At 58.7% G+C, this 14,763-nt stretch carries 9 protein-coding genes, 2 tRNA genes and 3 rRNA genes; 6 read left to right on the top strand and 8 right to left on the bottom strand.

Going from position 1 to position 14,763, the window contains the following annotated elements; translation table 11 throughout:
- Nucleotides 1-58: 58 nt before the first annotated feature.
- The 6 genes from rrf to P9250_RS16575 all read right to left on the bottom strand — a co-directional run bounded on the left by rrf (nt 59) and on the right by P9250_RS16575 (nt 6,553).
- Nucleotides 59-172 (bottom strand): 5S ribosomal RNA (rrf, locus tag P9250_RS16550).
- Between the two features lie 117 nt (nt 173-289).
- Nucleotides 290-3,170 (bottom strand): 23S ribosomal RNA (locus P9250_RS16555).
- Between the two features lie 305 nt (nt 3,171-3,475).
- Nucleotides 3,476-3,551: transfer RNA gene (locus P9250_RS16560), tRNA-Ala, on the bottom strand.
- 56 nt (nt 3,552-3,607) lie between these two features.
- Nucleotides 3,608-3,684 (bottom strand) — tRNA-Ile (locus P9250_RS16565).
- A 64-nt stretch (nt 3,685-3,748) separates the two neighbouring features.
- Nucleotides 3,749-5,281 (bottom strand): 16S ribosomal RNA (locus tag P9250_RS16570).
- Together the 16S, 23S and 5S rRNA genes with 2 tRNA genes alongside form the textbook arrangement of a ribosomal RNA operon.
- Nucleotides 5,282-5,776: 495 nt before the next feature.
- A complete protein-coding gene (locus P9250_RS16575) occupies nt 5,777-6,553 on the bottom strand; it encodes an enoyl-CoA hydratase (protein WP_250465743.1) in 777 nt (258 codons plus the stop codon).
- Nucleotides 6,554-6,692: 139 nt separating this feature from the next.
- Between P9250_RS16575 and paaN the strand changes: the two genes are divergently transcribed.
- The 4 genes from paaN (at nt 6,693) to paaK (ending at nt 11,110) form a co-directional block, all read left to right on the top strand.
- Nucleotides 6,693-8,402: a phenylacetic acid degradation protein PaaN gene (gene paaN / locus P9250_RS16580; RefSeq protein WP_310394198.1), complete on the top strand. Its 1,710-nt coding sequence runs from the start codon at nt 6,693-6,695 to the stop codon at nt 8,400-8,402.
- A gap of 102 nt (nt 8,403-8,504) precedes the next feature.
- The gene (gene paaG, locus P9250_RS16585) at nt 8,505-9,296 is read left to right on the top strand and encodes a 2-(1,2-epoxy-1,2-dihydrophenyl)acetyl-CoA isomerase PaaG (protein ID WP_310394201.1); all 792 of its coding nucleotides are present in this window, start codon (nt 8,505-8,507) and stop codon (nt 9,294-9,296) included.
- A 58-nt stretch (nt 9,297-9,354) separates the two neighbouring features.
- On the top strand, nt 9,355-9,741 hold the full coding sequence (gene paaI, locus P9250_RS16590; RefSeq protein WP_250509548.1) for a hydroxyphenylacetyl-CoA thioesterase PaaI: 387 nt from the start codon (nt 9,355-9,357) through the stop codon (nt 9,739-9,741).
- A gap of 70 nt (nt 9,742-9,811) precedes the next feature.
- A complete protein-coding gene (gene paaK / locus P9250_RS16595; protein ID WP_310394203.1) occupies nt 9,812-11,110 on the top strand; it encodes a phenylacetate--CoA ligase PaaK in 1,299 nt (432 codons plus the stop codon).
- On the opposite strand, the gene P9250_RS16600 is transcribed toward paaK, so the two are convergent.
- Both P9250_RS16600 and apaG read right to left on the bottom strand, forming a co-directional pair.
- The gene (locus tag P9250_RS16600) at nt 11,107-12,348 is read right to left on the bottom strand and encodes an MltA domain-containing protein (protein WP_310396777.1); all 1,242 of its coding nucleotides are present in this window, start codon (nt 12,346-12,348) and stop codon (nt 11,107-11,109) included. The two genes, paaK and P9250_RS16600, sit on opposite strands and share 4 nt — an antisense overlap.
- 90 nt (nt 12,349-12,438) lie before the next feature.
- The gene (apaG, locus tag P9250_RS16605; RefSeq protein WP_244826321.1) at nt 12,439-12,813 is read right to left on the bottom strand and encodes a Co2+/Mg2+ efflux protein ApaG; all 375 of its coding nucleotides are present in this window, start codon (nt 12,811-12,813) and stop codon (nt 12,439-12,441) included.
- A gap of 295 nt (nt 12,814-13,108) precedes the next feature.
- On the opposite strand from apaG, the gene rpe reads away from it, so the two are divergent.
- Both rpe and P9250_RS16615 read left to right on the top strand, forming a co-directional pair.
- Nucleotides 13,109-13,798 carry a ribulose-phosphate 3-epimerase gene (gene rpe / locus P9250_RS16610; protein WP_244826322.1) on the top strand — a complete coding sequence of 230 codons (690 nt, stop codon included), beginning with the start codon at nt 13,109-13,111 and terminating at the stop codon, nt 13,796-13,798.
- Nucleotides 13,795-14,535, top strand: a complete 741-nt coding sequence (locus P9250_RS16615) for a phosphoglycolate phosphatase (protein WP_244826323.1) — start codon at nt 13,795-13,797, stop codon at nt 14,533-14,535. The genes rpe and P9250_RS16615 overlap by 4 nt, the downstream gene beginning before the upstream one ends.
- The last annotated feature ends 228 nt before the right edge of the window (nt 14,536-14,763 follow it).

The following is a 14,763-nucleotide window of genomic DNA, read 5'->3' on the forward strand; positions in this document are numbered from 1 at the left end:
TGCAGAAACGCAAAAACCCCACCTGTTTGGGGGTGGGGTTTTTGTTGCTGCATGAGGAGCCTGACGATTACCTACTTTCACACGGGAGATCCGCACTATCATCGGCGTGGAGTCGTTTCACGGTCCTGTTCGGGATGGGAAGGGGTGGTACCAACTCGCTGTGGTCATCAGGCATGACTTGTTGTCGTGCGCCGGGTGGGCACACAACCAATCCGGGAAGAAGCAGTAAATGTTGGGTGGCGATTGTCGCACACGCATAACTCGCCAGTGGTTCAAACACACTGGTTATAGGATCAAGCCTTACGGGCAATTAGTATCAGTTAGCTCAATGCATTACTGCACTTACACACCTGACCTATCAACGTCCTGGTCTAGAACGACCCTTCAAGGGGCTCGAAGCCCCGGGGATATCTCATCTTAAGGCGAGTTTCCCGCTTAGATGCTTTCAGCGGTTATCTCTTCCGAACATAGCTACCCGGCGATGCCACTGGCGTGACAACCGGTACACCAGAGGTTCGTCCACTCCGGTCCTCTCGTACTAGGAGCAGCCCCCTTCAAATATCCAACGCCCACGGCAGATAGGGACCAAACTGTCTCACGACGTTTTAAACCCAGCTCACGTACCTCTTTAAATGGCGAACAGCCATACCCTTGGGACCGGCTACAGCCCCAGGATGAGATGAGCCGACATCGAGGTGCCAAACACCGCCGTCGATATGAACTCTTGGGCGGTATCAGCCTGTTATCCCCAGAGTACCTTTTATCCGTTGAGCGATGGCCCTTCCATACAGAACCACCGGATCACTATGACCTGCTTTCGCACCTGCTCGACTTGTCGGTCTCGCAGTTAAGCACGCTTATGCCATTGCACTATCAGCACGATTTCCGACCGTACCTAGCGTACCTTCGTACTCCTCCGTTACACTTTGGGAGGAGACCGCCCCAGTCAAACTGCCTACCATGCACTGTCCCCGATCCAGATCATGGACCAAGGTTAGAACCTCAAACAAACCAGGGTGGTATTTCAAGGACGGCTCCACCGAAACTAGCGTTCCGGTTTCATAGCCTCCCACCTATCCTACACAGATCGGTTCAAAGTCCAATGCAAAGCTACAGTAAAGGTTCATGGGGTCTTTCCGTCTAGCCGCGGGGAGATTGCATCATCACAAACACTTCAACTTCGCTGAGTCTCGGGAGGAGACAGTGTGGCCATCGTTACGCCATTCGTGCAGGTCGGAACTTACCCGACAAGGAATTTCGCTACCTTAGGACCGTTATAGTTACGGCCGCCGTTTACCGGGACTTCAATCAAGAGCTTGCACCCCATCATTTAATCTTCCGGCACCGGGCAGGCGTCACACCCTATACGTCCACTTTCGTGTTTGCAGAGTGCTGTGTTTTTATTAAACAGTCGCAGCCACCAGTTTATTGCAACCTCTTCACCCTTCCAGCGCAGGCTGGTTAAGCTACAGAGGCGTACCTTATCCCGAAGTTACGGTACCAATTTGCCGAGTTCCTTCTCCCGAGTTCTCTCAAGCGCCTTAGAATACTCATCTCGCCCACCTGTGTCGGTTTGCGGTACGGTCACTATTAGACTGAAGCTTAGAGGCTTTTCTTGGAACCACTTCCAATTGCTTCGCTTCCGAGGAAGCTCGCGCCACACCCTTGAATTATGTGCCCGGATTTGCCTGAGCACCTTCTCCAATGCAGCGACCGGGACGTCCAACACCCGGACAACCTTCCGCGATCCGTCCCCCCATCGCATCTAACAATGGTGCAGGAATATTGACCTGCTTCCCATCAGCTACGCATTTCTGCCTCGCCTTAGGGGCCGACTCACCCTACGCCGATGAACGTTGCGTAGGAAACCTTGGGCTTACGGCGAGGGGGCTTTTCACCCCCTTTATCGCTACTCATGTCAGCATTCGCACTTCCGATACCTCCAGCACGCTTTTCAACGCACCTTCGCAGGCTTACGGAACGCTCTCCTACCATGCATATAAATATGCATCCGCAGCTTCGGTGACTGGCTTGAGCCCCGTTACATCTTCCGCGCAGGACGACTCGATCAGTGAGCTATTACGCTTTCTTTAAAGGGTGGCTGCTTCTAAGCCAACCTCCTGACTGTTTTTGCCTTCCCACTTCGTTTCCCACTTAGCCAATCTTTGGGACCTTAGCTGGCGGTCTGGGTTGTTTCCCTCTTGACACCGGACGTTAGCACCCGATGTCTGTCTCCCGTGATTGCACTCTTCGGTATTCGGAGTTTGCTATGGCGTAGTAATCCGCAATGGACCCCACAACCATGACAGTGCTCTACCCCCGAAGGTGATACACGAGGCACTACCTAAATAGTTTTCGGAGAGAACCAGCTATTTCCAAGTTTGTTTAGCCTTTCACCCCTATCCACAGCTCATCCCCTAACTTTTCAACGTTAGTGGGTTCGGTCCTCCAGTACGTGTTACCGCACCTTCAACCTGGCCATGGATAGATCACTTGGTTTCGGGTCTACGCCCAGCAACTGATCGCCCTATTCGGACTCGCTTTCGCTACGCCTGCCTTAATCAGTTAAGCTCGCTACTGAACGTAAGTCGCTGACCCATTATACAAAAGGTACGCCGTCACCCCTTGCGAGGCTCCGACTGTTTGTATGCATGCGGTTTCAGGATCTATTTCACTCCCCTCCCGGGGTTCTTTTCGCCTTTCCCTCACGGTACTGGTTCACTATCGGTCGATCACGAGTATTTAGCCTTGGAGGATGGTCCCCCCATCTTCAGACAGGATTTCACGTGTCCCGCCCTACTTGTCGTACCCCTAGTTCTTCCACGCTGTTTTCGCTTACAGGGCTATCACCTGCTATGGCCGCACTTTCCAGAGCGTTCAGCTAACAACACAGATAAAGAGTACAGGCTGATCCCATTTCGCTCGCCACTACTCTGGGAATCTCGGTTGATTTCTTTTCCTGCGGTTACTTAGATGTTTCAGTTCACCGCGTTCGCTTCACTAAGCCTATGGATTCAGCTTAGGATGACCCATTCGGGCCGGGTTTCCCCATTCGGATATCGGTGGATCAAAGCTCGTTTGCCAGCTCCCCACCGCTTTTCGCAGGCTACCGCGTCCTTCATCGCCTGTGATCGCCAAGGCATCCACCACATGCACTTGTTCGCTTGACCCTATAACGAGTGTGTCTGCCAGCATTGCTGCCTTTAAGCCCACCGTCATAGGTTGAGTATTCGCGTTGTGCCGTATTCCAAAGCAATCTTTCGATCACCTTTTCATACTTGATACAATCACAACCCTGATTACCCTACTCACACCCATCTCTAAGTGCTTTCGAATAATCTCTTTACTACTTCTTCCAGATTGTTAAAGAACGACAGCCGATAGCATGATCAAATTCGATCACCTACCCGCGCTGACTGGCTCAATCGCCAATGCGCAACGTTGAACCCCGCGTTCAGCGCTGTGCATTGAGGATTGGTGGAGGATGACGGGATCGAACCGACGACCCCCTGCTTGCAAAGCAGGTGCTCTCCCAGCTGAGCTAATCCCCCCGTGTGTGCCTGACTCAGTCTGCTCGCTTGGTCGTTTTAAGCACCGCTTGCCCGGGTGGTGGGTCTGGTTGGATTCGAACCAACGACCCCCGCCTTATCAAGACGGTGCTCTAACCGACTGAGCTACAGACCCTTAGCCTGTCTTTCTGACAGCCGATAAGCGTGAACACTTGAGTGGGCGAGCGTTTAAGCTCGAGAAAGGAGGTGATCCAGCCGCACCTTCCGATACGGCTACCTTGTTACGACTTCACCCCAGTCATGAATCCTACCGTGGTGACCGTCCTCCTTGCGGTTAGACTAGCCACTTCTGGTAAAACCCACTCCCATGGTGTGACGGGCGGTGTGTACAAGACCCGGGAACGTATTCACCGCGGCATGCTGATCCGCGATTACTAGCGATTCCAGCTTCACGCAGTCGAGTTGCAGACTGCGATCCGGACTACGATCGGTTTTCTGGGATTGGCTCCACCTCGCGGCTTGGCAACCCTCTGTTCCGACCATTGTATGACGTGTGAAGCCCTACCCATAAGGGCCATGAGGACTTGACGTCATCCCCACCTTCCTCCGGTTTGTCACCGGCAGTCTCCCTAGAGTGCTCTTGCGTAGCAACTAAGGACAAGGGTTGCGCTCGTTGCGGGACTTAACCCAACATCTCACGACACGAGCTGACGACAGCCATGCAGCACCTGTGCGACGATTCTCTTTCGAGCACCCCAGGCTCTCACCCGGGTTTCGTCCATGTCAAGGGTAGGTAAGGTTTTTCGCGTTGCATCGAATTAATCCACATCATCCACCGCTTGTGCGGGTCCCCGTCAATTCCTTTGAGTTTTAATCTTGCGACCGTACTCCCCAGGCGGTCAACTTCACGCGTTAGCTACGTTACTAAGGAAATGAATCCCCAACAACTAGTTGACATCGTTTAGGGCGTGGACTACCAGGGTATCTAATCCTGTTTGCTCCCCACGCTTTCGTGCATGAGCGTCAGTATTGGCCCAGGGGGCTGCCTTCGCCATCGGTATTCCTCCACATCTCTACGCATTTCACTGCTACACGTGGAATTCTACCCCCCTCTGCCATACTCTAGCCTGCCAGTCACCAATGCAGTTCCCAGGTTAAGCCCGGGGATTTCACATCGGTCTTAACAGACCGCCTGCGCACGCTTTACGCCCAGTAATTCCGATTAACGCTCGCACCCTACGTATTACCGCGGCTGCTGGCACGTAGTTAGCCGGTGCTTATTCTTCCGGTACCGTCATCCCCACCCGGTATTAACAGGTAGGTTTTCTTTCCGGACAAAAGTGCTTTACAACCCGAAGGCCTTCTTCACACACGCGGCATTGCTGGATCAGGGTTGCCCCCATTGTCCAAAATTCCCCACTGCTGCCTCCCGTAGGAGTCTGGGCCGTGTCTCAGTCCCAGTGTGGCTGGTCGTCCTCTCAGACCAGCTACAGATCGTCGCCTTGGTAGGCCTTTACCCCACCAACTAGCTAATCTGCCATCGGCCGCCCCTATAGCGCGAGGTCCCGAAGGATCCCCCGCTTTCTTCCGTAGATCGTATGCGGTATTAATCCGGCTTTCGCCGGGCTATCCCCCACTACAGGACACGTTCCGATGTATTACTCACCCGTTCGCCACTCGCCACCAGGGTTGCCCCCGTGCTGCCGTTCGACTTGCATGTGTAAGGCATGCCGCCAGCGTTCAATCTGAGCCAGGATCAAACTCTTCAGTTCAATGCCTGTTACTGTTTTCGGTTGTTTTACCAACCGGTCGCTCACTCAACGTACTGACGATGATCAATCCGTCTTTCGACAGATAAACCTTCCTCTAATACTGTGTGAGACTTGATAACTTTCGCTAAACGTCCCAACCCCAAAAGGTCAGAACCGCTCGCGCCATCAAGTGCCCACACTTATCGGCTGTTAGTTTTTAAAGAGCACATTCGCTAAGACTGCCTGCCAAGCGCACCAAGCATTTTACTCAGCACCGCCTCGTCTTGCGTCGCTGCATCTGCAGCAGAGAAACGAGATTATGTACGTCGTTTCAGTTACTGTCAACAAGAATTTGAAGCTTTCTTTTCTTGCCCACCGCGCTTCGGAGCGAATACCACCTTTGCCCGCCTCGCCTACTGAAACCACCTCCCGCTTCCTTCGCGTTCATCGAATCGCGAAGGAACGGAATTTTAGTGGGCGCCGGCGAGAACCGCAAGCCCTTTGCGTCGAAGAAACTTAACGGTGTTTGAAGACGGGCTTGCGCTTCTCGACGAACGCGGCCATGCCTTCCTTTTGATCTTCCGTCGCGAAGAGCGAATGGAACAGGCGACGTTCGAAATGAACGCCTTCCGCCAATGTTGTTTCGTAGGCGCGATTGACCGCCTCTTTCGCCATCATGACCGCTGGCAGCGAGAAAGAAGCGATGATCGTCGCGGCCTCGACGGCCTCATCGATCAGACGCTCCGCACCGACGACGCGCGACACCAAACCCGCCCGCTCCGCCTCGCTCGCGTCCATCATGCGCGCGGTCAGGCACATGTCCATCGCTTTTGACTTCGATACCGCGCGCGTCAGCCGCTGCGTGCCGCCCGCACCCGGGATGACGCCGAGCTTGATTTCGGGCTGGCCGAACTTCGCGGTATCCGCGGCGATGATGATGTCGCACATCATGGCGAGTTCGCAGCCGCCGCCCAGCGCGAAGCCGCCGACCGCCGCGATGATCGGCTTGCGAATCGAGCGGATGGTTTCCCAGTTGCGCGTGATGTAGTCGCCCTTGTAGGCGTCCATATAGGAATAGCCGGCCATCATTCCGATGTCCGCGCCCGCTGCGAACGCCTTCTCGCTGCCGGTCACGACGATCGCGCCGATATCCTCGTCGGCGTCGAATGCCTTCAACGCCGCGCCCAACTCATCCATCAGCGCGTCGTTCAGCGCGTTGAGCGCCTTCGGCCGATTGAGCGTGATCAGTCCAACCCGCCCGCGCGTCTCCACCAACAGATTCTCGTAAGCCATGCACTCCTCCTTTCGATCCTCAGGTAAGCCCTAATGAAATCACTTGCTTCGCGCTATCTCGATAATGCTAACATTACCAACCAACCGGTCGGTTAATTATTCGATCCGCCGCCATCCGCCGTTCTTACTGCTCGCGACCATGACACATCCGCTCTTTACGAAACATGAGGCGACGCTCGACCAAGCGCTTGCCGCCATCGAGACACGCGGCTATTGGAGCCCGTTCGCCGAAATGCCGAGCCCCAAAGTGTACGGGGAAACGGCAGCCGCAGATGGGGAAGCCGCGTTCAAGGCGCATCTCGGTAAGACGTTCGAACTCGACCAGCCCTCGACGGGAGAGACGGTCGGTGACGAACGATCGCCGTTCGGCATTGGGCTTGGCATCAAGTATCCCAAGTCTGATCCCGACGCGCTCATTCGGGCCGCTTCCGAAGCGCAATCTGCGTGGCGCGCCGCTGGACCGAAAGCGTGGGTCGGCGTGAGTCTCGAGATTCTTTCGCGACTGAACCGCGCGAGCTTCGAAATTGCGCAAAGCGTGATGCATACGACCGGTCAGGCATCCATGATGGCCTTTCAGGCAGGTGGCCCGCACGCGCAGGATCGCGGGCTCGAAGCCGTGGTCTATGCGTGGGACCAAATGCGCCGAATCCCTTCCGAAGCGCATTGGGAAAAGCCACAAGGCAAGAATCCGCCGCTCGCGATGCAAAAGCGCTTCACCATCGTTCCGCGCGGCACCGGCCTCGTGCTTGGCTGCTGCACGTTCCCGACGTGGAACGGTTACCCCGGCCTGTTCGCCGATCTCGCGACCGGCAACGCGGTCATCGTCAAACCGCATCCGGGTGCGATCTTGCCGCTCGCGATCACTGTTCGCACCGCGCGCGAAGTACTGCGGGATGCGGGCTTCGATCCGAATGTCGCCACGCTGCTCGCCACCGCTCCGAATGACGGCCCGCTCGTACAAGAACTCGCCGTGCGGCCCGAAATCAAGCTGATCGACTTCACGGGCAGCACGCAGAACGGCACCTGGCTCGAACGCAACGCGCATCAGGCGCAGGTCTATACGGAAAAAGCGGGCGTCAATCAGATCGTCATCGATTCCGTGGACGATCTGAAGGCAGCGGCACGGAACATTGCGTTTTCGCTCGCGCTCTATTCCGGCCAGATGTGCACGGCGCCTCAAAACATCTACGTGCCGCGTGAGGGTATCCGCACGGCCGACGGACACGTGAGCTTCGACGATGTCGCAAAGGCGCTCGCCGTTTCCGTCGAAAAACTGACCTCCGATCCGGCGCGCGCGGTCGAACTGACCGGCGCGATTCAAAACGATGGCGTCGTCAATCGTGTAGCCCAAGCACGCGAACTCGGCGCGGTTCTCCTTGATAGCCAGATGCTCGCGCACCCGGCATTTCCCGAAGCGCGAGTGCATACGCCGCTCGTGCTCAAACTCGACGCGCGCGCCGATGAAGCCAGCTTCACCAAGGAATGGTTCGGCCCGATCTCCTTCGTCGTCGCGACGGACTCGACCGCGCAGTCGCTGGAACTTGCCGGCTCGATCGCGCAAGAACACGGCGCGCTGACCTTCGCCGTGTACAGCACGGACGACGCAGTGATCGAAGCGGCCTATGACGCAGCCATTCGCGGCGGCGTCGCCCTGTCCATCAATCTGACGGGCGGCGTTTTCGTCAATCAGACCGCGGCGTACTCGGACTTCCATGGCACGGGCGCGAATCCCGCGGCCAACGCTGCGCTGTCCGACGCGGCTTACGTCGCCAATCGCTTTCGTGTCGTGCAAAGCAGAGTCCATGTTGCGCCGAAGGCCGCGACTGCGGAAGCTAGCCAAACGGCATAGGCAAAAGCGACGGTGCAAAAGGCCTATGCCATTCGGCCGAATGGCAAGGGCTCGGGCGCACGGCTAGTATCGATTCGAACGATTGGTGATTGAGGAGACGCCATGTCCGGGAAGTCCGTCCTGTTTCATATCGATGCAACGACGCGCGTCGCAACGGTGACGCTCAATCGTCCCGACAAGCTGAACAGCTTTACCCGCGAGATGCATATCGAGCTGAACGACGCGTTGAACGAAGTCGAAGCGAGCAACGCGCGCGCGGTCATCATCACCGGCGCGGGACGCGGCTTTTGCGCGGGTCAGGATCTGGCCGATCTCGACTTCACGCAAGGCGCCACGCCCGATCTCGGCGAGCTGATCAAAGCGCACTTCAACCCGCTCGTGCGACGTCTCCAGGCAATGCCATTGCCGATCATCGCCGCTGTCAACGGCACGGCCGCCGGCGCCGGCGCGAATCTGGCAATGGCGTGCGATCTGGTCATTGCCGCGCGCTCGGCCAGCTTTATTCAGGCGTTCGTGAAGATCGGTCTCGTGCCCGACTCAGGTGGAACGTGGCTTCTGCCACGACGTGTCGGCGAAGCGCGCGCGCTCGGGCTCGCGCTGACGGGTGAGAAGCTCGGCGCGGAAAAAGCGCAAGCGTGGGGCATCGTTTGGCGCGTGGTGGAAGACCCCGACTTGACCGACGCCGCGACGCAACTGGCCGCACAACTCGCGCAGCAGCCCACGAAGGCGATAGCGGCGATCAAGCAGGCGCTTCGCGCGAGCGCCAACAACACGTTCGATCAGCAACTCGACCTCGAACGCGATGTTCAACGCGAGTTGGGCGCGTCCCACGATTTCATGGAAGGCGTCGCCGCGTTCAAGGAAAAGCGCGCACCGCGCTTTGAAGGTCTGTGAGAGCCGCAAGGAGAAACCCGTGACGCCTCAACAACTGGCGGAAGCGACCGCCAAGGCAATGTATGAAGCAGACGCCTGCACGCGCTCGCTCGGCATTGAACTCGTCGAAATCAGGCCTGGCTATGCGCGGCTGCAGATGAACGTGCGCCCCGACTTCCTGAACGGCCACGCGATCTGTCATGGCGGCTTGATGTTCACGCTTGCCGATTCCGCATTCGCCTTTGCATGCAATTCGTACAACCTCAGCACGGTCGCGGCGGGCTGTTCGATCGAATTTCTGCGTCCGGTTCAAGGCGGCGATCGACTGACCGCCGAAGCGATCGAGCAGACTTTGAGCGGCCGCGCCGGCATCTACGATATTCGCCTGACCAACCGCGAAGGCGAAACGGTCGCGATGTTTCGCGGCAAGTCCGCGCAGATCCGCGGCACCGTCATACCAGTCTGACTGGACCGACCCGAGCAGGCGGACGCGCCAGACATGGCCCCGCTGCATGGCGAGCATGAAGGAGACAACGATGACCACGACGCTGCCGCTCGAGCCCATAGAAAAGGCGAGCCGCGACGAACTTCTGGCGCTGCAACTCGACCGTCTGAAATGGACGCTCAAGCACGCCTATGAGAACTCGCCGGTGTATCGGCGCAAGTTCGATGCAGCCCACGTGCATCCGGAGGACGTGCAGTCGCTCGCCGATCTCGCCCGCTTCCCGTTCACGACGAAAAAAGATCTACGTGACAGTTATCCGTTCGGCATGTTCGCCGTGCCGCAAGAGCGAATCTCGCGAATCCACGCTTCGTCCGGCACGACCGGGAAGCCGACTGTTGTGGGTTACACGGCGTCCGATATCGACATCTGGGCGAATCTCGTGGCGCGCTCGATCCGCGCAGCCGGCGCGCGACGCGGCGATAAGGTCCACGTGAGCTACGGTTACGGTCTCTTCACGGGCGGCCTCGGCGCGCATTACGGCGCCGAACGCGCGGGACTCACGGTAATTCCCTTCGGCGGCGGTCAGACCGAAAAGCAAGTGCAACTGATCCAGGACTTTCGTCCGGACATCATCATGGTGACGCCGAGCTACATGCTCTCCATCGCGGATGAACTCGAGCGGCAAGGCGTCGATCCGGCGAGTTGCTCGCTGCGTCTCGGCATCTTCGGGGCGGAACCGTGGACGAACGACATGCGTCACGCGATCGAGGCGCGCATGGGTATCGACGCGGTCGACATCTACGGGCTTTCGGAAGTGATGGGGCCAGGCGTGGCTTCGGAGTGCGCGGAAAGCAAGGACGGCCCGACGATCTGGGAAGACCATTTTTATCCCGAGATCATCGACCCGGAAACGGGCGAAGTGTTACCGGATGGCGAATTCGGCGAACTCGTCTTCACCTCGTTGACGAAAGAAGCGCTGCCGATCATCCGCTATCGCACGCGCGATCTCACACGGCTTTTGCCGGGCACCGCGCGCACGATGCGCCGCATGGAAAAGATCACCGGCCGCTCGGATGACATGATGATCGTGCGCGGCGTCAACGTGTTCCCCACGCAGATAGAAGAGTTGCTGCTCAAGCGCCCCGTGCTCGCGCCGCACTACCAGATCGTACTGACGAAGGAAGGTCCGCTCGACGTCCTGACGCTGAACGTCGAGCCTTGCCCCGAATCCGCGCCCGATACCGTCGCGCTCGACGGCGCCAGGGACGCGCTTACCTACGACATCAAGGCGCTGATCGGCGTCAGCGCTATCGTGAATGTGCTCGCGGTGAACGGCATCGAGCGTTCGGTGGGCAAGGCGCGACGCGTCGTCGACAAACGCGCCCGCTAGGAATTCGGCAGCAAGAGCCACATCCGGCCGCCCTGCTTCATGCGGCCGGCAAGATCGCCGGCGTCGTCGCCCAGGCCCCAGAAGTAGTCGGCGCGCACGCCGCCCTTGATTGCGCTGCCGGTGTCTTGAGCGAAGACGAGGCGGTTCATCGGCTGATTGCTGAGCGGGCGCGTGGTCTGGAGGAACACGGGCGTGCCGAGCGGGATCGCGGACGGATCGACGGCGATCGAACGTTCGGGCGTCAGCGGCACCCCCAAGGCGCCAACCGGGCCGTCGCCGAGACTCGCGGACACCACGTCGGCCGACGGCATCTCACGGAAAAACACGAAGCGCGGATTCACGTCGAGGAGCGCATCGACGCGCGCGGGGTTCGCCTTCGCCCACGCCTTGATGCCCTGCATGGTCGCCTGCACCGGCGTGATTTCGCCGCGATCGAGCAACTCCTTGCCGATCGACCGATACGGCTGGTTGTTCGTGCCGCCGAAGCCAACGCGCATCACGCTTCCGTCTTCCATGACGACGCGTCCCGAACCCTGAACCTGCAGGAAAAACGCTTCGATCGGGTCGTCGACCCAGACGAGTTCGTTGCCGGTCAACGCGCCCGAACGTTCGAGCTGCGCGCGCGCAGGCAACGCGGAGCCTTGCTTATAGCGATACGGCCATCGATAAAGCGCGTTCTGATAGATGCCATGCCGCGTACGCGCGCCGCGCAACAACGGCTCGTAGTAGCCGGTTACGAGACCGTCGAGCGTGCCGTCGGTATTCGCGAGCTGATAAGGCGTGAAGTAGCTCTCGAAGAAGCTGCGCGCCGCCGACATGTCCAGATCGTCGAGCTGCTGTGCCGCCGCGCATGCTCGCTGCCACGGCGCCTGACGCGCGAGACGGCTGCAATTCTGACGCAGCGCGGCCGTCGCGCCGATGAGTGAATCGTCCTGCCAGCCCGGCACTTGCTGCCAGCTCACCGGCGAAAGACGCGAAGCCGCGCGCTGTCCCGTGATGATCGGCGCGCCAGTCGGTGCATTCGCGCCTGACTTCGTATAAGAGCCGCCTCCGCACGAGGCGACGAGGACCGCGGTTGCAATCGATGCGGCCAGCGCCGCCACGCGCGCGGCTGACCGCGTGAAACGCATACAATGCTCGTTCTTGATGGGAACCGCCATGTCTGATCTGTTCGACGAATATCCAATGCTGGTTTTCGGGCTCGAGGCGCTGGTTGCGCTCGGCTTGCTGATTTTTATCGTCGTGTGGACGAATTCGGGCAAGAAGAAACACCAGAACCGCCAAAACGACGCTGCGAAGCGCCGCTGATTGCCACTAAAACTCCGCGTTCAATGCAGTGTGCGCGGCATGTGCAGCGCGAACTCCGCGACCGGCGCTTCGAAGCGCTCGCCATCTTCCGCCACGCAGAAATACGAACCGCGCATCGTGCCCACGGGCGTCGCGATGACGGCCCAGCTCGTATATTCGAAGCGCTCGCCCGGCGGCAAAAGCGGCTGATGCCCGACCACGCCGAGCCCTTTTACTTCCTGCACGTGATCGTCGCTATCGGTGATGATCCAGTGACGGGAGATCAGTTGAGCGGTGACCTGACCCGTGTTACGGATCGTCAACGTGTAGGCGAACGCGTATTGACGGTTGTCGGGATCTGACTGGTCCGGCAGGTAGCGCGTCTCGACCGCGACGCTGAATTCGTACTGGCTCATCGTTGTTCCAATTCTATTCGTCGCTGCGCCGCCATTTAGCGCGCAGGTGCCTCATTGTTTCATCGCTTTGCTTCCACTGGTCAAGCATTCTGCTTTATGCAATTCACACTCGCAATACGAATTGCGTGCTCGAGTCAAATCCAAAACTCGCGCCATTTCATTCCGAGTAGCACGTATTAGGCCGTTCAGCCGGGTAACGTGCTGAAAAAACGCGGGTTAGAATCGGTGTTCCAGACATCGAGCCTTAATCCGGCAATGCTTTCGCCGGACGCAGGCCAACTCACTCCACACGTCCATGAAGCAATTCCATATCGCTCCTAGCATCCTGTCCGCCGACTTCTCGCGCCTTGGCGAAGAAGTCCGTAACGTCGTCGCGGCCGGCGCCGACTGGGTTCACTTCGACGTGATGGACAACCATTATGTGCCGAACCTGACGATCGGCCCGGTGGTGTGCGAGGCGCTTCGCCCGCATGTGGACGTGCCCATCGACGTGCATTTGATGGTGCGCCCGGTCGACCGCATCGTGCCGGACTTTGCAAAAGCCGGAGCTAATCAGATCAGTTTCCATCCGGAAGGTTCGGATCATATCGACCGGACCTTGTCGCTCATTCGCGATCACGGCTGCAAGGCGGGCCTCGTGTTCAATCCGGCCACGCCGCTCATTTATCTGGATCACGTGATGGACAAGGTCGATCTCGTGCTCATCATGTCGGTGAACCCCGGCTTTGGCGGACAGTCGTTCATTCCTGAAGCGTTGAACAAGATTCGCGAAGCGCGCACGCGTATCGACGCTTACCGCGAGCGAACGGGCCGCGATATTCATCTCGAAGTGGATGGCGGCGTGAAGGTGGAGAACATCGGCGAGATCGCGGCTGCGGGCGCGGACAGCTTCGTCGCGGGCTCGGCCATCTTCGGCAAGCACGACTACAAGCAAGTAATCGACGCCATGCGCGCCGAACTTGCCAAAGTGGGGAACGCGCAGTGAGCGAACTCACCACCTTTTCGATACGACCCGCGCGACCGATCCGCGCGGCCATCATCGATCTCGACGGCACCATGGTCGATACCGCCGACGACTTCGTCGCCGCGATCAACGGCATGCTCGTGCGCATCGGTCTGGAACAGCAGCCGGTCGCGCGCGATGAAGTCGTGGGTTACGTCGGCAAGGGCTCGGAGAATCTGATCCGCAGCGTGCTCGCCGTGCGCCTGCCGCGCACCGAGGCCGCCGCGCAATTCGACGACGCCCTCGCTATCTATCAAAGCGAATACGCGAAGATCAACGGCCAGTACTCGGCGCTCTTTCCCGAAGTGAAGGAAGGCCTGGAAGCCATGCGCGAACTCGGCATCGCGCTCGCGTGCGTGACCAACAAGCCGCATCGGTTCGCCGTGGAGTTGCTGGCGCACTTCGGCATTGCCGAGTATTTCAAGGTCATTCTCGGCGGCGATTCGGTCGCGCAGAAGAAGCCCGATCCGCTTCCCATGCTCACCGCGTGCGAGCGGCTCGACGTGCTGCCGCGCGAAACCGTGGCGGTCGGCGACTCCGAAAACGACGCTCTCGCGGGCCGCGCCGCGGGCATGGCGACGCTCACCGTCCCCTACGGCTACAACCACGGGAAAGATGTGCAATCGGTGAAATCCGATGGTATAGTTTCCACGCTGCGCGCCGCCGCAATGGCCATTTCCACTACGCTGGCGCCGCCCAATACCACACTGACTGAATAGTCCATCTCATGTTTCTCAACAGAAAACGGAGTCTGAGCAGCATCGACCGGGGAGCCTGGCCCTGGCGTCGCTGGTCGCGCTAACCTCGCCTGAGGTACGCTGAAGCCATCATGTTCGAGCACGCTTCAGCATCCGTTTTTTGTTTCGCTGCGCATTCCCGCGCCGTTTCCTCTGACTTGTCGCACCGCTTGCTTCGGAACCATTCCGGCGCAACGCACGATAACCGCG

The organism is Caballeronia sp. LP006, from assembly GCF_031450995.1.
GTDB lineage: Bacteria > Pseudomonadota > Gammaproteobacteria > Burkholderiales > Burkholderiaceae > Caballeronia.